The organism is Streptomyces sp. Rer75 (assembly GCF_013414305.1).
In the GTDB taxonomy this organism is placed as follows: Bacteria; Actinomycetota; Actinomycetes; order Streptomycetales; family Streptomycetaceae; genus Streptomyces; species Streptomyces himastatinicus.
This window is the reverse complement of record NZ_CP058693.1, coordinates 339,518-360,640: the sequence shown is the minus strand read 5'-3', so window position 1 is coordinate 360,640 and position 21,123 is coordinate 339,518. Positions and strand designations below refer to the sequence as shown.

The following is a 21,123-nucleotide window of genomic DNA, read 5'->3' as shown; positions in this document are numbered from 1 at the left end:
GCCCGACCCGAGAGACGTTGCATGAACACTCCCAACCAGTACATCGAAGCGCTCCGGTCCTCCCTCAAGGAGAACGAGCGGCTGCGTCGGCAGAACCAGCAGCTGACCGCGTCGGCGGTCGAGCCGATCGCCATCGTCGGCATCGGCTGCCGTTTCCCCGGCGGAGTGGCCTCGCCCGAAGACCTGTGGCGACTGGTCGCCGAGGGCCGGGACGTGATGTCGGACTTCCCGGCCGACCGGGGCTGGGACCTGGCCAGGCTCGGCGGCGACGGGCGCGGCCGTAGCCTCGCCCGCCAAGGCGGCTTCCTCGACCACGCGACGGAGTTCGATCCCGCCTTCTTCGGTATCTCGCCGCGGGAGGCGGTCGCGATGGACCCGCAGCAGCGGCTGCTGCTGGAGACCGCCTGGGAGGCGCTGGAACGGTCCGGGATCGCGCCGACGCGGCTGCGCGGCAGCCGCACCGGGGTGTTCGCCGGAACGACCGGGCAGGACTACGGCAAGGTGGTCTCGGCCGCCCGCGAGGACATGGACATCTACTCCACCACCGGCCACGCGGCGGGCGTCATCTCGGGGCGGCTGTCGTACGTACTCGGTCTCGAAGGCCCCGCCGTCACCGTCGACACGGGCTGCTCGTCCTCGCTGGTCGCGCTGCACTGGGCGGTGCAGTCACTGCGGTCGGGCGAGTGCACTCTGGCGCTGGCCGGTGGTGCGACCGTGATGTCCACGCCCGGCATCTTCGTCTCGTTCACCGCGCAGGGCGGGCTGGCTTCCGACGGGCGCTGCAAGCCCTTCTCCGACGCGGCCGACGGAGTCGGCTGGAGCGAGGGCGCGGGCGTGCTGGTCCTGGAGCGGCTGTCGGACGCCCGGCGTAACGGACACCCCGTGCTCGCCGTGGTGCGCGGCACAGCGATCAACCAGGACGGCGCCTCCAACGGCCTGAGCGCCCCGAACGGCCCCGCGCAGCAGCGAGTGATCCGGGCCGCCCTGGACAGCGCCGACCTCACCGCGGATCAGGTGGACGCGGTGGAGGCGCACGGCACCGGCACCACGCTCGGCGACCCCATCGAGGCGCAGGCCCTGCTGGCCACGTACGGGCAGGAGCGCGAACGTCCGTTGCTGCTGGGCTCGGTGAAGTCCAACATCGGCCACACCCAGGGCGCCGCCGGAGTAGCGGGCCTGATCAAGACGGTGATGGCCCTGCGGCACGGGGAGTTGCCGCGCAGCCTGCACTCCGAGGTGCCCTCCTCCAACGTGGACTGGACGGCCGGTGCGGTCCAGTTGCTGGCGGAGCACACCGCCTGGCCCGAGACGGGACGTCCCCGGCGAGCCGGGGTGTCGTCGTTCGGGATCAGCGGCACCAACACGCACGTGATTCTGGAGCAGGCGCCGTCGCTGGAGGAGCGGGTCGAGGAAGCGTCGGTGGTGCCTGGCGTCGTGCCGTGGGTGGTGTCGGGGCGGACTGCTGTTGCTTTGGATGCCCAGTTGGACCGGCTCATGTCCGCTACGGACGGCAGTGGCTCGTTGGATGTCGGGTTCTCGCTGGCGACGGGCCGGTCCGCGTTTGAGTACCGGTCGGTGCTGCTGGCGGGTGCTGGTGTGGGTGGCGTGCATGAGGTCGCGCGTGGTGTTGTCGGAGACGGGCCGTTGGCGGTGTTGTTTTCGGGGCAGGGTGCGCAGCGGTTGGGGATGGGTCGGGAGTTGTATGGCCGGTTCCCGGTGTTCGCGGAGGCGTTGGATGCGGTACTCGCGCACCTTGGCGATTCGGTGCGGGGGGTGATGTGGGGTGATGATGCGGAGGCCCTGAACGGCACCGGGTCGGCTCAGCCCGCCCTGTTCGCGGTTGAGGTGGCGTTGTTCCGGTTGGTCGAGTCGTTTGGGGTGCGGCCGGACTTTGTGGGTGGTCATTCGGTGGGTGAGGTGGCGGCTGCGCATGTGGCGGGTGTGCTGTCGTTGGAGGACGCGTGTGCTTTGGTGTCTGCGCGTGCTCGGTTGATGCAGGACCTGCCTGCCGGTGGTGCGATGGCGGCGGTGCAGGCAACGGAGGATGAAGTCCTGCCATTGCTGTCCGATCGGGTGTCGATCGCGGCGGTCAACGGGCCGTCGTCGGTGGTGGTCTCCGGCGCCGAGGGCGCGGTATCGGAGGTTGCGGCGCGGTTGGCGGAGCAGGGACGGAAGTCGAGCCGGTTGCGGGTCTCGCACGCGTTTCATTCGCCGCTGATGGACCCGATGCTGGACGAGTTCCGTACGGTTGTCGGGGAACTCACCTTCCACGAGCCCACGATGCCGGTGGTATCGAATCTGACCGGTGCGGTGGCTGCGGCCGGGGAGTTGTGTTCGGCGGAGTACTGGGTGCGGCATGTGCGTGAGACCGTACGGTTCGCCGACGGGATCCGGACCCTGTCCGGCGAGGGTGTACGGACCTTCCTGGAACTCGGCCCGGACGGGGTGCTCTCGGCGCTGGTCCGGGACTCGGCGCCGGACGACACCGTCGCCATCCCGGCGCTGCGCAAGGACCGTGGAGAGGAACTCGCCCTCGTCACCGGGCTGGCGCGGCTGCATGTGACCGCCACGGCGGTGGACTGGCCCGTACTGTTCGCGGGCACCGGCGCGCGCCGCGTGGACCTGCCGACCACGGCGTTCCAGCGCCGACGGTACTGGCCCTCGGGCACCGCGCGCGTCCGGGACGCCACCGGGCTCGGGCTGGGCGCCGCGGACCATCCGCTGCTGGGCGCGGCGGTGGAACTCGCTGACGGCGCGGGCGCCGTGTTCACCGGCCGCCTGTCCGTGCTGTCCCATCCCTGGCTCGCCGACCATGTGGTGCGTGGCCGCATTCTGGTGCCGGGCACGGCCTTCCTGGAGTTGGCGATCCGCGCGGGCGACGAGTTCGGCTGCGACCGGATCGACGAACTCACGCTGGCCGCGCCACTGGTGCTGCCCGAACAGGGTGCCGTACGGATCCAGGTGCGAGTGGGCTCCGAGCGTGGCGACGGCCGCCGCGCCATCACGGTCCACGCGCGGCCCGAAGCGGCGGCGGATGCCACTCCGTGGACCGAGCACGCCTCGGGCCTGCTCGGCCAGAGCGGCGGCACGACCGAGGCGGGAACGGTATTCGACGCCACGGTGTGGCCCCCTGCGGGCGCCGAGCGGATCGAGCTCGGCGACTGCTACGCGCACCTCGCCGACCTGGGCTTCACCTACGGCCCGGCGTTCCGGGGCCTGCGGGCGGCCTGGCGCCGGGGCACCGAGCTGTTCACCGAGGTCGCCCTCCCCCGGGAGGCTGAGACGGGCGGCCTGGCGGATGCCGGTGCGTTCTGCCTCCACCCCGCCCTTCTCGACACCGCGCAGCACGCCTCGTCCTTCGCCGATCTCGGCGTGATCAGCGAGGGCGGCCTCCCGTTCTCCTGGCAAGGCGTGTCGCTGTACGCGTCCGGGGCCACGACGGTGCGGGCCCGGCTGTCGCGGATCGAGCACGACGCCGTGTCGATCGCCATCGCCGACACGGCCGGTGGCCTGATCGCGTCCGTTGACTCCTTCGTCACTCGCCCGGTCCCGGACGGCCGTCTGGACGACGGCCCGACGGCCGTGGACGCGAATTCGCTGTTCGGCCTCGACTGGACGCCCATACCGGCAGGGGCTGGCGCGGTCCAGGCGGGCTCCGTCGCCGTCATCCGGCCGGATGACCCCCTGGGGCCCGGCGCACAGCCGAATCCTGCCGGTCACGGCCTGACCGACGCTCTGCGGCAGGACGACGCGGCGGTCGAGGTACACGCGGACCTGGACGCGCTCGCCGAGCACCCGGTCCCGGACGTGGTGCTGGCCGAGCTCACGCCCGTACCCGGACAGAACACGATAGACGCCGTCCACGCCACGGTCGCGCGGGCGCTGAGGCTCGTACAGCACTGGCTGGCGGACGAGCGGTTCGCCGGTTCCCGGCTGGTCGTGGTGACCCGGGCCCCCGGTGACCTCGCCGCGGCAGCAGCGTGCGGCCTGCTGCGGTCCGCGCAGGCCGAACACCCCGACCGCGTCACCCTGCTCCACCTGGATCACGCCCCGGGCGACGAGGCGGTGCCGGGGACGCTGCTGTTGCGGGCGCTGACCGTGCCGGAACCGGAAATCCTCATCCGCGACGGTCAGATCCTCGCCGCCCGGCTGTCCCGAGTGCCACACGGAACCGAGGCCGCCGCCTGGGACGAAGCCGGCACGGTCCTGATCACCGGTGGCACCGGCGGCCTGGGCGCGGTGCTGGCCCGTCACCTCGTGACCGAACACGGTGTACGGGACCTGCTGCTCGCGTCGCGGCGTGGAGCCGAGGCCCCCGGCGCCGGGGATCTCGCCGCCGAGCTGACCGGCCTCGGCGCCCGGGTACATACCGTGGCCTGCGACGTCGCCGACCGCCCCGCCCTCGCGGAGCTGCTGACCCGGCACGACGTATCGGCCGTGGTGCACACCGCCGGGGTGCTCGACGACGGCGTGGTCGGCACCCTCACCGAGGAACGCGTCGACACCGTGCTGCGGCCGAAGGCGGACGCGGCCTGGCATCTGCACGAACTGACGCGTGACCTGGGCCTGGACCTGTCGGCGTTCGTGATGTTCTCCTCCGCCGCCGGCACCCTGGGCGGGCCGGGGCAGGCCAATTACGCCGCCGCGAACGCCTTCCTCGACGCCCTGGCCGAGCACCGCCGGGGCCTCGGGCTGCCCGGGGTATCGCTGGCGTGGGGCCCGTGGGCCCAGGCCGACGGCAGCGGGATGACCAGCGGTCTGACCGAGATCGACAAGGCGCGCCTGAGCCGCTCGGGTTTCCCGCCCCTGACCACCGAACAGGGCGTGGCCCTGTTCGACGCCGCGCTGGCCACCGGCCGGTCCGCGGTGCTCCCGATCCGACTGGACCTGCCCACCCTGCGTGCGCGCGGGGAGGTCCAACCGGTGCTGCGGGGCCTGGTACGCACCTCGCCCCGCCGCGCCACCAGCCCGACCGTGGACGACGGTGACGGTGACGGTGACGGCCTGGCCGGCCGGCTGGCCGGACTGAGCAGTCCGGACCGTGACGCCGCGCTGCTGGAGCTGGTCCGCGGCCAGGTCGCGCGGGTGCTCGGCCACGAAAGCCCGGCAACGGTCGATCCCGTGCGGGCCTTCCGCGATCTGGGCTTCGACTCGCTTACGGCCGTCGAGTTGCGCAACGGGCTGAGTGCGGCGACCGAACTGCGGCTCCCGGCAACCCTGGTGTTCGACTACCCGACGCCGAAGGCACTCGCCGACCACCTGAGCCAGGAGCTCTTCGCCGGGCCCGCCGAGGCGGTGGCAGCTGGTCCGGTGGGCGCGCCAGTGCCGGTCGCCGACGACCCGGTGGTGATCGTGGGCATGGCGTGCCGCTACCCGGGCGGGGTGGCGTCGCCCGATCAGCTGTGGGATCTGGTGACCGAGGGCGTGGACGCGGTGTCGGAATTCCCGACGGACCGGGGCTGGGATTCGGACGGGCTCTACCACCCGGACCCGGAGCACCCCGGGACCTCGTCGACCCGTGCCGGTGGCTTCCTGCACGAGGCTGCGCAGTTCGACTCCGACTTCTTCGGGATGAGCCCGCGCGAGGCCCTGGCGACCGATGCGCAGCAGCGGCTGCTGCTGGAGACGGTGTGGGAGGCGATCGAGCGCACGGGCATCGATCCGGTGTCGCTGCGCGGCAGCCGGACCGGCGTGTTCGCCGGGGTCATGTACAACGACTACCGCACCTTGCTCACCGGTGACGAGTTCGAGGCGTACCGGGGCAACGGCAGCGCCCCGAGTGTGGCGTCGGGCCGGGTGTCGTACACCCTGGGGTTGGAGGGTCCGACGGTCACGATCGATACGGCGTGTTCGTCGTCGTTGGTGGCGATGCATCTGGCGGCGCAGGCGTTGCGTGCGGGTGAGTGTTCGCTGGCGTTGGCCGGCGGCGTGACGGTGATGTCCACGCCGACGACGTTTGTGGAGTTCTCACGGCAGGGCGGGTTGGCCCCGGACGGGCGTTGCAAGTCCTTCTCCGACGCCGCCGACGGTGTGGGCTGGGCCGAGGGCGTCGGCATGCTGGTGCTGGAGCGGTTGTCCGATGCTGAGCGGAACGGGCACTCGGTACTCGCCGTGGTGCGGGGCAGCGCGGTGAATCAGGACGGCGCGTCGAATGGGTTGACCGCACCGAATGGTCCCTCGCAGCAGCGGGTGATCCGGCAGGCGCTGGCCAGTGGTGGTTTGTCTGCGGTGGATGTGGATGTGGTGGAGGCCCACGGGACCGGGACGACGCTCGGCGACCCGATCGAAGCACAGGCGCTGCTGGCCACGTATGGCCAGGACCGGGAACGCCCGTTGCTGCTGGGTTCGGTGAAGTCGAATCTTGGTCATACGCAGGCTGCGGCGGGTGTCGCCGGTGTGATCAAGACGGTCATGGCGATGCGGCATGGGGTGCTGCCGCGCACCCTGCACGTGGATGCTCCGTCGTCGCACGTCGACTGGACGGTGGGCGATGTCGAGCTGGTGCGGGACACCACCGCCTGGCCGGAGACAGAACATCCGCGCCGGGCAGGCGTCTCGTCTTTCGGCGTCAGCGGCACCAACGCCCACGTGATTCTGGAGCAGGGGCCGTCGCTGGAGCAGCGGGTCGAGGAACCGTCGGTGGTGCCTGGCGTCGTGCCGTGGGTGGTGTCGGGGCGGACGGCCGTTGCTTTGGACGAGCAGTTGGACCGGCTCATGTCCGCTACGGACGGCAGTGGCCTGTTGGATGTGGGGTTCTCGCTGGCGACGGGCCGGTCGGCGTTTGAGCACCGGGCGGTGCTGCTGGCGGGTGCGGGTGCGGGTGCGGGTGCCGGTGTGGGTGGTGTGTATGAGGTGGCGCGTGGTGTTGTCGGGGACGGGCCGTTGGCGGTGTTGTTTTCGGGGCAGGGTGCGCAGCGGTTGGGGATGGGCCGGGAGTTGTATGGCCGGTTCCCGGTGTTCGCGGAGGCGCTGGATGCCGTACTCGCGCACCTGGACGACTCGGTGCGCGGGGTGATGTGGGGCGAGGACGCGGAGGTCCTGAACAGCACCGGGTCGGCTCAGCCTGCCCTGTTCGCGGTTGAGGTGGCGTTGTTCCGGTTGGTCGAGTCGTTTGGTGTGCGGCCGGATTTTGTGGGTGGTCATTCGGTGGGTGAGGTGGCGGCTGCGCATGTGGCGGGTGTGCTGTCGTTGGAGGATGCGTGTGCGCTGGTGTCCGCGCGGGCGCGTTTGATGCAGGAGCTGCCGGGTGGTGGGGCGATGGTGGCGGTGCGGGCCACGGAGGACGAGGTCACGCCGCTCCTCACGGAGCAGGTCTCGATCGCGGCGGTGAACGGGCCGTCGTCGGTGGTCCTCTCTGGTGAGGGATCGGCGGTGCTGGAGATCGCCGGGCGTTTCGAGGAACGCAGGACGAGCCGTCTGCGGGTCTCGCACGCGTTTCATTCGCCGCTGATGGATCCGATGCTGGACGAGTTCCGCGCCGTCGTCGAGCGGCTTTCCCTCCGGCAGCCGGCCGTGCCGGTGGTGTCGAATCTGACGGGTGTGGTGGCTGCGGCCGAGGAGTTGTGTTCGGCGGAGTACTGGGTGCGGCATGTGCGTGAGGCGGTACGGTTCGCCGACGGGATCCGGACCCTGTCCGGCGAGGGGGTACGGACGTTTCTGGAACTGGGCCCGGACGGGGTGCTCTCGGCGCTGGTCCGGGACTCGGCTCCGGACGACGCCGTCGCCATCCCGGCGCTGCGCAAGGACCGGCCGGAGGAGACGGCGGCCGTCAGCGCGTTGGCGCAGATGTACGTGACGGGCGTGCCCGTCGACTGGCGGGCGTACTTCGCGGGCACGGGCGCGCGCCGGGTCGAGCTGCCCACTTACGCGTTCCAGCACCGGCGGTACTGGCCTTCAGAGCCGGCGGCGATCCGGGACGCCACGGGCCTGGGGCTGACCTCGGCCGATCACCCGTTGCTGAGTGCGTCCGTTCCCTTGGCGGACTCGGATGGCGCGGTGTTCGCCGGTCGCCTGTCGGCGGCCTCGCATCCGTGGCTGGCCGACCATACGGTGATGGGCCGGATCCTGGTGCCGGGAGCCGTTTTCGTGGACTTGGCCATCCGGGCCGGTGACGAGTTCGGCTGCGCACGGATCGAGGAACTCACCCTTGCCACGCCGCTCGTGCTGCCCGAGCAGGGGGCGGTGCAGATCCAGGTCCGCGTGGGCGCCGCCGATGCCGACGACCGGCGCGCTGTCACCGTCCATGCCCGGCCCGAAAGCGCGGGACGAAGTGCATCCGCGCCATGGACGCAGCATGCTGCGGGCACGCTCTCCGCCGAGTACGCGGCCGCTGGTTTTGAGGCGCCCGGACTTGACAGCGCCGCGTGGCCCCCGGCGGGCGCCGAGCCGATCGATCTCGACAATTTCTACGCGGCCCGGGCAGACTCCGGGTTCGACTACGGCCCGGTGTTCCAGGGCCTGCGGGCGGCCTGGCGGCACGGCGACGACGTGTTCGCCGAGGTGGGCCTGGGCGAGGCGGGCCTGAGCGAGGGTGTCGAGACACATGGCTTTGGCCTTCACCCGGCTCTGCTGGACGCGGTGCTGCACGCAACGGCCTTGACCATCGAGGACAGCGTGCTCCCGTTCGTATGGGAGCGCGTCTCGCTGTATGCCGCAGGGGCGACGGTGGTACGGGTCCGGCTCTCCCACATCGAGCCGGACAAGATCGCCATCGTGATCGCCGACGTGGCCGGGCAGCCGGTCGCCACGGTGGGCAGCCTGCTGGTGCGTTCGATCACGCCCGGGCAGCTGGACGCGGTGGCCGCGCCCGACCGGGACTCGCTGTTCCGGGTCGAGTGGGTCCCGGCCGCGCCGAGTCGTGCGCATTCCGGTCCGGTGGCCGTGGTCGGCCCCGACGGTGGTCTGGCCGATGAACTGGCGGGCGGCGGAATCACCGTAGGCGCGTATCCGGATCTGGCCGCGTTGGCTGACGGCGCGGTGCCGGACGTGGTGCTGGCGCTTCTCTCCGGCGACCGGTCGGAGAGCATGGTGGACACGGTCCATGACACTGTGTCACGGGCCCTGGACCTGACGCAGCGCTGGCTGGTGGCGGAGCCGTTCGCCGATTCCCGGCTCGTCGTGGTGATCCGAGGCGCGGCCGACGACCCAGCCGTCGCGGCCGCGCGAGGCTTGCTGCGATCGGCACAGACCGAGCACCCGGGCCGGATCGGCCTGCTGGACCTCGGGAACGAGATTTGCTCCCCGTCGTTGCTGGCAGAGGCGCTGAGCGTGCTGGAACCCGAAGTCGCGCTTCGGGAGGGACGGCTGGTGGTGCCTCGGTTGGCGCGGGTGGGTGTGTCTGATTCTGTGGTGCGGGTGTGGGATGGGTCGGGCAGGGTGTTGGTCACGGGTGGTACGGGTGGTTTGGGTGCGGTGGTGGCGCGGCATCTGGTGGCTGAGCGTGGTGTGCGGGATCTGCTGCTGGTGTCCCGGCGGGGGAACGATGCTCCGGGTGCGGTGGAGCTTGTGGCTGAGTTGGTGGGGTTGGGCGCGCGGGTTGAGGTGGTGGCGTGTGATGCGGCCGACCGGGATGCGCTGGCGGAGGTGCTGGCCGGGCGGAAGATTTCGGCTGTTGTGCATGCGGCCGGTGTGCTCGATGACGGTGTGATTGGTGCGCTGACTCCGGAGCGGTTGGCTGGGGTGTTGCGTCCTAAGGTGGATGCGGCGTGGCATTTGCATGAGTTGACGCGGGGCATGGACTTGTCCGCGTTCGTGGTGTTCTCCTCTGCGGCGGGCACGTTTGGTAGTGCGGGTCAGGGGAGTTACGCCGCGGGGAATGCGTTCTTGGATGCGTTGGTGGAGTATCGGCGTGGCCAGGGGTTGCCGGGTGTGTCGTTGGTGTGGGGGCCGTGGGATCAGTCTGGCGGTATGGCTGGTGAGTTGAGTGTGGTCGATCACGAGCGGATGTCGCGTGCGGGTCTGCCGCCGTTGTCTGTCGAGCAGGGTGTGGCGCTGTTCGATGCCGCTGTGGGGGCTGGGGAGCCGGTGGTGTTGCCGGTGCGGCTGGATCTTTCCGTTTTCCGTTCCGGTGGTGAGGTGCCGCCTCTGCTGCGTGGGTTGGTGCGGAGTCGTCGTACTGCCGGGCGGGCTGTGGCGGGTGACCTCGGCGAGAGCCTGAGCGAGCTGGGCCAGGTGGAGCAGCGGGAGAGGTTGCTGGACCTGGTGCGGGGCCAGGTGGCGGTGGTGCTCGGGTATCAGGGCGCTGCGGCGATCGATCCCGGCAGGGCGTTCCGTGATCTGGGCTTTGATTCGTTGACGGCGGTGGAGCTGCGTAACGGGTTGGGTGCGGCGACGGGGTTGCGGCTTCCGGCGACGCTGGTGTTCGACTACCCGACCGTCGAGTCGTTGGCTGTCCATCTCCTGGATGAGTTGTTGGGGTCGGATACGGGTGTGTCGGTGCCGGTGGGTGTGTTGCCGTCGGTGGCGGATGATCCGGTGGTGATTGTGGGGATGGCTTGCCGGTATCCGGGTGGGGTGTCGTCTCCGGATGATTTGTGGCGGTTGGTTTCTGGTGGGGTGGATGCGGTTGGTGAGGTTCCTGAGGAGCGGGGGTGGGATCTGGAGCTGTCGACGCGTGCGGGTGGGTTTCTGCATGATGCGGGTGCGTTTGATGCGGGGTTTTTTGGGATGAGTCCGCGTGAGGCGTTGGCGACTGATGCGCAGCAGCGGTTGTTGTTGGAGACGGTGTGGGAGGCCGTTGAGCGTGCCGGTGTTGATCCGGTGTCGTTGCGGGGGAGTCGGACCGGGGTGTTCGCCGGTGTGATGTATGGCGATTACGGGACGTTGTTGTCGGGGCGGGAGTTCGATGGGCTGCGGGGGAGTGGTAGTGCGCCGAGTGTGGCGTCGGGCCGGGTGTCGTACACGCTCGGGCTTGAGGGTCCGACGGTGACGGTTGATACGGCGTGTTCGTCGTCGTTGGTGGCGATGCATCTGGCGGCGCAGGCGTTGCGTGCGGGTGAGTGTTCGTTGGCGTTGGCTGGTGGTGTGACGGTGATGTCGACGCCGACGACGTTTGTGGAGTTCTCGCGGCAGGGTGGGATGTCTGCTGATGGTCGTTGTAAGGCGTTCTCGGATTCGGCTGATGGTGTGGGTTGGGGTGAGGGTGTCGGCATGCTGGTGTTGGAGCGGTTGTCCGATGCTGAGCGGAATGGGCACTCCGTGCTGGCTGTGGTGCGGGGTAGTGCGGTGAATCAGGATGGTGCGTCGAATGGGTTGACCGCGCCGAATGGTCCTTCGCAGCAGCGGGTGATCCGGCAGGCGCTGGCCAGTGGCGGGCTCTCCCCGGTGGATGTCGATGCCGTGGAGGCACACGGGACGGGGACGACGCTGGGTGACCCGATCGAGGCGCAGGCGCTGCTGGCCACCTATGGGCAGGATCGTGACTCGGGGCGTCCGCTGCTGCTCGGTACGGTGAAGTCTAATATTGGTCATACGCAGGCTGCGGCGGGTGTCGCGGGTGTGATCAAGACGGTGATGGCGATGCGGCACGGGGTGCTGCCGCGTACCTTGCATGTGGATGCTCCGTCGTCACATGTCGACTGGACGGCCGGGGACGTCGAGTTGGTGCGGGACAATACTGCTTGGCCAGCTACCGGTCGTCCGCGCCGGGCGGGGATCTCGTCCTTCGGCGTGAGCGGCACCAACGCGCATGTGGTCCTCGAAGCCGCGCCTTTGGCGGAGTGGCCTGCCGAGGACGTGGAGGCGGTGCCGGGTGTGGTGCCGTGGGTGGTGTCGGCGAAGACCGAGGCCGCTTTGGATGCACAGGTTGACCGGGTCAGGTCGGCTGCGGACGAGCATGCTCTCCCGTCCCTTGATGTTGGTGTTTCGTTGGTTGCCGGGCGGTCGGTGTTTGAGCATCGGGCGGTGTTGCTGGCTTCTGAGGAGGGTGTGGTTGAGGCTGCTCGGAGTGTGGTGGGTGAGGGTTCGTTGGCGGTGTTGTTTTCGGGTCAGGGTGCGCAGCGGTTGGGTATGGGTCGGGAGTTGTATGGCCGGTTTCCGGTGTTCGCGGAGGCGTTGGATGCCGTGCTCGCGTGCCTGGATGACTCGGTGCGTGGGGTGATGTGGGGTGATGATGCGGAGGCCCTGAACGGCACCGGTTCGGCCCAGCCCGCCCTGTTCGCGGTGGAGGTGGCGCTGTTCCGGCTGATGGAGTCCTTTGGGGTGCGGCCGGACTTTGTGGGTGGTCATTCGATCGGCGAGGTCGCGGCTGCCCACGTGGCGGGTGTGCTGTCGCTTGAGGACGCCTGTGGGTTGGTGTCTGCGCGTGCGCATTTGATGCAGGACCTCCCGTCGGGTGGGGCGATGGTGGCGGTGCAGGCCACCGAGGACGAGGTTCTGCCGTTGCTCTCCGACCGAGTGTCGATCGCGGCGGTCAACGGTCCGTCGTCGGTGGTGGTCTCCGGCGATGAGGCAGCGGTGTCGGAGGTCGCGGCGCGGTTGGCGGAGCAGGGGCGGAAGTCGAGCCGGCTGCGGGTCTCGCACGCGTTCCACTCGCCGCTGATGCATGCGATGCTGGACGGCTTCCGTGCCGCGTTGGCTGGTCTGGAGTTCCGTGAGCCGGCGATTCCGGTGGTGTCGAATCTGACCGGTGCCCTTGCCACGGCGGAGGAGTTGTGTTCGCCGGAGTATTGGGTGCGGCATGTGCGGGAGACGGTGCGGTTCGCCGATGGCGTTCAGGCGTTGTCGGAGGCCGGGGTGCGGACGTTCCTGGAGCTGGGTCCGGACGGTGTGCTGTCTGCGCTGGTCCGGGAGTCGGTACCGGATGAGGCCGTGGTCGTTCCGGTGCTGCGTAAGGACCGCCCGGAGGAGACCGCGGCGGTTACCGCGCTCGCCCGCCTGCACGTGACCGGCGTGGCCGTGGACTGGCGGGCGTTCTTTGCGGGTACGGGCGCGCGGCAGGTCGAACTGCCCACCTATGCCTTCCAGCGGCAGCGGTTTTGGCCCACAGTTGCGGCTGTTCCAGGTGATGTGCGGGCCGTCGGTCTCGCCTCGGCTGAGCATCCGTTGCTGGGTGCGGCGGTGTCGTTGGCCGACTCGGACGGTGTGGTGTTCTCCGGTCGCCTGTCGTTGGTATCGCATCCGTGGCTGGCTGATCACGTGGTGATGGGCCGGATTCTGGTGCCGGGGACCGCTTTTGTGGAACTGGCGATCCGGGCCGGTGACGAATTCGGGTGCGATCTGCTTGAGGAACTGACCCTGGCTGCGCCACTGGTGCTGCCCGAACGGGGCGCGGCACAGATTCAGGTGTTCGTCGGTTCCGCCGATGACTCCGGACGGCGGTCAGTCAAGGTGTTCTCCCGGGCGGATGAGTCCGATGAGCCGCAGTGGACGCAGCACGCCACGGGGGTCCTGGCCGTAGTGGACGACCTGGCCGGCACCGGGTTCGACACGGCCAACTGGCCGCCTGCGGGCGCTGAGCCGGTCGACCTCGATGAGTGCTACGAACGATTTGCTGACTCCGGGTTCGAGTACGGCCCGGTGTTCCAGGGGTTGCGGGCGGTGTGGCGGCTGGGCGCGGAGCTCTTTGCCGAGGTGGCCTTGGGCGAGGGCGCCGATGTCAGTGGGTTCGGGGTGCATCCCGCGCTGCTGGACGCAGTGCTGCACGCCGCCGCTTTCACCGGTGGCACAGCGGATCGCGGTCTGCCGTTCGCTTGGGAGGGTGTTTCGTTGCATGCTTCCGGGGCGACGACGGTGCGGGCTCGGCTGTCGTATGGCGAGCGGGGGGTGGTGTCCATCGCGGTCGCGGATGTGGTGGGTCGTCCTGTGGCGTCCGTCGCGTCTTTGGTCACGCGGCCTCTTGCCGCTGATGAGCTCGCGGACGGTGATGGCCGGACGGTTGGCCGGGATTCGTTGTTCCGGGTGGAGTGGACCCCGGTGGCTGAGGGGACGGACACCGGGCCGTCGGTGGTTGCGGTGGTTGGCCCGGACGGCGGTTTGGCCGGGATGCTGCGCGGTGCCGGGTCGGGCGTTGTGGTGTATCCGGATCTGGCCGCGTTGGCCGTGGCGGATGGGCGGGTGCCGGATGTGGTGTTGGCCGAGGTCGCTACGGAGCGGCCCGGTGACGGAGCGGTGGACGGTGTCCACGACATGGTGACGCGGGCTTTGGGCTTGGTTCAGGGGTGGTTGGAGGAGGAGCGGTTCGCCGCTTCTCGCATGGTCGTGGTGGCGCGTGGTGCTGTCAGCGATCTGGCGGTGGCGTCGGTGTGGGGTTTGCTGCGGTCGGCGCAGTCGGAGCATCCGGATCGGATCACACTGCTGGACCTTGGTGACGGTGCCGTGTCCGGGGCTGTGTTGTCGCGGGCGTTGGCGCAGCCCGGGCCGGAGCTGATGGTTGGTGATGAGCGGGTCCTGGTCCCCCGGCTGACGCGGATGCCCGTTCCAGAGCTGCGTGCGGCGTCGTGGGAGCCGCGCGGCACGGTGTTGATCACGGGTGGTACGGGTGGTCTGGGTGCGGTGGTGGCCCGGCACCTGGTGGCCGAGCACGGCGTACGGGATCTGCTCCTGCTGTCCCGGCGTGGACTGTCCGCGCCGGGCGCCGGGGACCTCGTTGCCGAACTCGCCGGATTGGGTGCCCGGGTCGAGGTGGTGGCGTGTGATGTGGCCGATCGTGAGGCGCTGGCCGAGGTGCTGTCGCGGCACGACATCTCGGCGGTGGTGCATACCGCTGGGGTGCTGGACGACGGTGTGATTGGTGCGTTGACTGCGGAGCGGGTTGATGCGGTGTTGCGTCCGAAGGTGGATGCGGCGTGGCATCTGCATGAGCTGACGCAGGGCTTGGACTTGTCTGCGTTCGTGGTGTTCTCCTCCGCGGCGGGCACGTTCGGCGGTGCGGGTCAGGGGAGTTACGCCGCGGGGAATGCGTTCTTGGACGCGTTGGTGCGGTATCGGCGTGACCGGGGGCTGCCGGGTGTGTCGCTGGCCTGGGGCCCGTGGGAGCAGGCCGACGGCATGCTCGGTGAGCTGAGTTCCGCCGATCGGGAGCGGATGCACCGTTCGGGCTTCCCGCTGTTGTCTGTCGAGCAGGGTGTGGCGTTGTTCGATGCTGCTGTGGGTGTTGGGGAGCCGGTGGTGTTGCCGGTGCGGCTGGATCTGCCGACGCTGAAGGCGCGTGGTGAGGTGCCGCCGCTGTTGCGTGGTCTGATCCGTACGCGTCGCACGGCCGGGCGGATAGCGTCCACCGGGCTTGTGGAACGGCTGAGGGGGTTGGGCGAGGTCGAGCAGGGGGAGGTGCTGCTGGATCTGGTGCGGGGCCAGGTGGCATTGGTGCTCGGGCATGAGAGTGCCACGGTGGTGGATCCCGCCCGTGCGTTCCGTGATCTGGGCTTTGATTCGTTGATGGCGGTGGAGCTGCGTAACGGGTTGGGTGCGGCGACGGGGTTGCGGCTTCCGGCGACGCTGGTGTTCGACTACCCGACCGTGGAGGTGCTGGCCGCCCACCTGCTCGATGAGCTGCTGGGGGGCAGGACCGAGGTCGCTGTGCCGGTGGGTGCGCTGCCGGCGGTCGCGGACGATCCGGTGGTGATCGTGGGGATGGCCTGCCGGTACCCGGGCGGAGTGTCGTCTCCGGAGCAGTTGTGGCAGCTTGTGACGGCCGGGGTGGACGCGATTGGCGATTTCCCCGCCGACCGGGGCTGGGACCTGGGCAGTTTGTACCACCCGGATCCCGACCATCCGGGCACGTCCTCGACCCATGCGGGTGGATTCCTCCGGGACCCGGGCGAGTTCGACCCGGCGTTCTTCGGGATGAGTCCGCGCGAGGCGCTGGCTACCGATGCCCAGCAGCGGTTGTTGTTGGAGACGGTGTGGGAGGCGGTCGAGCGTGCCGGGATCGACCCGGTGTCGCTGCGGGGCAGCAGTACCGGCCTGTTCGCAGGGGTGATGTACAACGACTACCGCCACCTGCTGACGGCCCGGGAATTCGAGGCGTTCCGGGGCAATGGCAGTGCGCCGAGTGTGGCGTCGGGCCGGGTGTCGTACACGTTGGGGTTGGAGGGTCCGACGGTCACGATCGATACGGCGTGTTCGTCGTCGTTGGTGGCGATGCATCTGGCGGCGCAGGCGTTGCGTGCGGGTGAGTGTTCGTTGGCGTTGGCTGGTGGTGTGACGGTGATGTCGACTCCGACGACGTTTGTGGAGTTCTCGCGGCAGGGTGGGCTGTCCCCTGATGGCCGGTGTAAGGCGTTCTCGGATTCGGCTGATGGTGTGGGCTGGGGTGAGGGTGTCGGCATGCTGGTGTTGGAGCGGTTGTCCGATGCTGAGCGGAACGGGCACTCCGTGCTGGCGGTGGTGCGGGGTAGTGCGGTGAATCAGGATGGTGCGTCGAATGGGTTGACCGCGCCGAATGGTCCTTCGCAGCAGCGGGTGATCCGGCAGGCGCTGGCCAGTGGCGGGCTCTCTCCGGTGGATGTCGATGCCGTGGAGGCGCATGGGACGGGGACGACGCTGGGTGATCCGATCGAGGCGCAGGCCCTGCTGGCCACGTATGGGCAGGGCCGGGATGTCGAGCGTCCGTTGTTGTTGGGGTCGGTGAAGTCGAATATTGGTCATACGCAGGCTGCGGCGGGTGTCGCGGGTGTGATCAAGACGGTGATGGCGATGCGGCACGGGGTGCTGCCGCGCACCCTGCACGTGGATGCTCCGTCATCGCACGTCGACTGGACGACCGGGGACGTCACGTTGTTGCGGGATAACACTGCGTGGCCGGAGGCGGGTCGTCCGCGCCGGGCGGGTGTGTCTTCGTTCGGGATCAGCGGCACCAATGCGCATCTGATCCTGGAGCAGCCTTCAGAGCCTGCGGGGCTTCCCGAGCGGATCGAGACCGAGGCCGAGGGCGGGGCCGAGACAGCCCGGGTCGAGGTCGTGCCGTTGGTGGTGTCGGCGAAGACCGAGGCCGCGCTGGATGCGCAGGTGGATCAGATCAGGTCTCTCGCGGGCAGTGCCGGGTCACTGGACATCGGTTTCTCGCTGGCCGCCGGACGGTCGGTGTTCGAGCATCGGGCGGTGTTGCTGGCCTCTGAGGAGGGTGTGGTTGAGGCTGCTCGGGGTGCGGTGGGTCAGGGTTCGTTGGCTGTGGTGTTCTCCGGGCAGGGTGCGCAGCGGCTGGGGATGGGTCGGGAGTTGTATGGCCGGTTCCCGGTGTTCGCGGAGGCGTTGGATGCCGTACTCGCGCACCTGGATGACTCGGTGCGTGGGGTGATGTGGGGTGATGATGCGGAGGCCCTGAACAGCACCGGGTCGGCCCAGCCCGCCCTGTTCGCCGTCGAGGTGGCGCTGTTCCGGCTGGTGGAGTCGCTGGGTGTGGCTGCGGACTTCGTGGGCGGGCATTCGATCGGAGAGGTGGCCGCCGCGCACGTCGCGGGCGTCCTGTCGCTTGAGGACGCGTGCGCATTGGTGTCCGCACGGGCCCGTTTGATGCAGGACCTGCCCGCTGGTGGTGCGATGGTGGCGGTGCAGGCTACCGAGGACGAGGTCCTGCCATTGCTGTCCGATCGGATGTCGATCGCGGCGGTCAACGGGCCGTCGTCGGTGGTGCTGTCCGGCGCCGAGGATGCGGTGCTGGAGGTTGCGGCACGGTTCGAGGCCGACGGACGGCGTACGAGCAGGCTCGCGGTCAGCCATGCCTTCCACTCACCACTCATGTCCTCGATGCTCGACGCATTCCGCGCCGTCGCGGAGGGGCTGGAGTTCCGTACGCCGAGGATTCCGGTGGTGTCGAACTTGACCGGCGGCCTCGCCCCGGCCGACGAGCTGTGCTCGCCGGAGTACTGGGTGCGGCAAGTCCGGGAGACCGTACGCTTCGCCGATGCCGTACGTGCGCTGGCCGACGCCGGGGCCGGAGTACTGCTGGAGCTGGGGCCGGACGGTGTGCTGTCGGCGCTGGTCCGGGAGTCGGTACCGGACGGGACCGTGGTGGTGCCGGTGCTGCGTAAGGACCGCTCGGAGGAGACGGCGGCTGTTACCGCGCTCGCCCGCCTGCACGTCGCCGGTGTCGCCGTGGACTGGCGGGCGTTCTTCGCGGGTACGGGCGCGCGCCGGGTCGAACTGCCCACCTACGCCTTCCAACGGCAGCGGTTCTGGCCCACCGTCGCGGTCGGCGCAGGGGATGTACGGGCGGCGGGGCTGGCCTCGGCACGGCATCCGTTGCTGGGCGCGGCGGTGTCGTTGGCCGACTCGGACGGTGCGGTGTTCTCCGGACGGCTGTCGTTGGCCTCGCATCCGTGGCTGGCCGACCACACGATCATGGGCCGGATCCTGCTGCCGGGCACGGCTTTCGTGGAGTTGGCGATCCGGGCCGGTGACGAGTTCGGGAGTGGCCGGGTCGAGGAACTGACCCTGGCCGCACCGCTGGTGTTGCCCGAGCGGAGCGCGGTGCAGATCCAGGTGCGAGTCGGCGCGGCGGATGAGGACGGGCGGCGCACTGTCACCGTCCACTCGCGGTCCGATGACGACTCGGGCGCGCAGTGGACGCAGCACGCCGCCGGTGTGCTGACCGACGATCCTGCCGAATCCGTCGTCGGCTTCGATACGGCCGCCTGGCCGCCGGTGAGCGCCGAACCGATCGACCTCGACGACCATTACACGCAGCTGGCCGAAGCCGGGTTCGAGTACGGCCCGGTGTTCCAGGGGCTGCGGTCTGCGTGGCGGCTCGGCGACGAGGTGTTCGCCGAAGTCGCCCTGCCCGAAGGCCCCAATACCGTAGCCGTGGCCGATACCGACATCGGCATGGACACCGACATCGACGGGTTCGGCGCTCACCCCGCGCTTTTGGACGCGGTCCTGCATGCCGCCGGATTCACCGGCGCCGCGCAGGACGGCGAAGGGGGAGCTCTGCCGTTCTCCTGGGAGGGCGTGTCGCTGTTCGCCTCCGGCGCCAAGTCGGTGCGGGCACGACTGTCGCGCGACGGGCAGGACACGGTCACGATCGAGGCCGTCGATACGGCGGGGCGGCCGGTCTTCACGGTGGACGGTCTGGTGGTCCGCCCCGTCACTCCCGAACAACTCGGCACCGGCCCGGCGATAGCCGGAGACTCCCTCTTCCGTACGGAGTGGACCGCGGCCACCGAGCAGGTCGGGACCGAACCGCCCGAGGTGGCCGTGGTCGGCCTGGCGGACGACGTGACCGAGCTGTTGCGCTCTGCGGGGACCGAGGTCCGGGCGTACGCGTACCCGGATCTGGCGGCGCTGGCCGTGACCGAGGACCCGGTGCCGGACGTGGTGCTGGTCCAGCTGAACACCGAGCCCGACGCCGGGCCGGTGGAAGCTGTTCACGCCACGGTGTCGCACGCCCTGCGCCTGGCGCAGGACTGGCTGGCGGGGGAGCGGTTCGCCGATTCCCGGCTCGTAGTGCTGACGCGCAACGCCACCACGGGTGATGACGTGGCCGCGGCCTCGGCGTGGGGCCTGATGCGCTCCGCGCAGACGGAGAATCCGGACCGGATCACGCTGCTGGACCTGGACCTGGACCTGAACGGTACGGAGGTTCCAGGATCGGTCCTGGCACGGGCGCTGACGACGCCGGAGCCGGAACTGGCGATCCGTGAGGGGAACATCCTCGCGGCCCGGCTGGTACGGGCACGAGCGCCGGAGCCGGAGCCGGAGCAGACACCGGACCCGGACCTGCTACCGGAGACCGGCGCGACCTGGGCCGGTTCGGGCACGGTTCTGATCACGGGCGGCACAGGCGGTCTGGGCGCGGTGGTGGCCCGGCACCTGGCGGCCGAGCACGGCGTACGGGACCTGCTCCTGCTGTCCCGGCGTGGCCTGTCCGCGCCGGGCGCCGGGGACCTCGTCGCCGAACTCGCCGGATTGGGTGCCCGCGCCGAGGCGGTGGCCTGCGACGTGGCCGATCGCTCCGCACTTGCCGAGGTGCTGTCGCGGCACGACATCTCGGCGGTGGTGCATAGCGCCGGGGTGCTGGACGACGGCGTCATTGGCGCGCTGACTCCGGAGCGTGTTGATGCGGTGTTGCGTCCGAAGGTGGATGCGGCGTGGCATTTGCATGAGTTGACGCGGGGCATGGACTTGTCCGCGTTCGTGGTGTTCTCCTCCGCCGCTGGCACGTTCGGCGGTGCGGGGCAGGGGAATTACGCTGCGGGGAACGCGTTCTTGGACGCGCTGGTGCGGTATCGGCGGGACCGGGGGCTGCCGGGTGTGTCGTTGGCGTGGGGGCCGTGGGAGCAGACCGACGGCATGCTTGGTGAGCTGAGCGCCGCCGATCGGGAGCGGATGCACCGCTCGGGATTCCCGCCACTGTCCACCGAGCAGGGTCTGGCGCTGTTCGACGCCGCGGTGGCCACGGCGGATCCGGTGCTGTTGCCGGTCCGGCTGGACCTGCCCGCCCTGCGTGCCCGCGCCGAGGTGCCCCCGCGACTGCGCGGCCTGGTCCGGAGTCGCCGCGTGGCAGGCCGGGCCGCCACGGACCCCGGCCTCGTACAGCGGCTGGCCGGAATGGACGAGGCCGGGCAACGCGATGTCCTGCTGGATCTGGTGTGCGGCCAGGTCGCGGCGGTACTCGGGCACGACGGCGCGGCCGCGGTCGATCCGTCCCGCGCCTTCCGCGATCTCGGTTTCGACTCGCTGACGTCGGTGGAACTGCGCAACGCACTGAGCGCGGCGACCGGGCTGCGGCTTCCGGCCACGCTGGCTCTCGACTACCCGACGGCGAGCGAGCTCGCGGCTCATCTGCACACCCAGCTGGTGTCGGCGGAACTCGTGGGCTCCGGCTCGATCCTCGCCACGCTGGACCAACTGGAGCAGGTGATCGCGAAGGTGAGCGTGGACGCCAAGGCGCACAAGCAGATCGCGGGACGGCTCGAAGTCCTCAGGTCACGGTGGGCCACGCTGCGCGCCGACGGCCAGGGGAACTCCACCGAGTTCGACTTCGACGCCGCGTCGGATGACGAGATGTTCGCTTTCCTCGACGAGGAGCTCGGCTGAGCGTAAACAGAAGAGGGAAAACCCGAGGCTTTCCAACGCTAAAACGGTTCGGCGGCGCTGGCGGGCATTCCCGCTGGGCGGACAGTGGAAAGGTTCCAATGACGCGAGGATCGCGCCTGGCATAGCTTGGGTGCGAAGCCGTGGAAATTC

The 21,123-nt window shown here is 69.9% G+C and carries 1 protein-coding gene; it reads left to right on the top strand.

Annotated elements, in window-relative coordinates; translation table 11 throughout:
* Positions 1-21 precede the first annotated feature (21 nt).
* Positions 22-20,973 (top strand): type I polyketide synthase, encoded by a 20,952-nt coding sequence (locus HYQ63_RS01185; RefSeq protein WP_179932071.1) that lies wholly within the window; start codon positions 22-24, stop codon positions 20,971-20,973.
* Positions 20,974-21,123: the final 150 nt, after the last annotated feature.

Excerpts from the sequence above, each read along its gene's own strand:
- HYQ63_RS01185 (WP_179932071.1), top strand. The coding sequence starts at position 22 with ATGAACACTCCCAACCAGTACATCGAAGCGCTCCGGTCCTCCCTCAAG.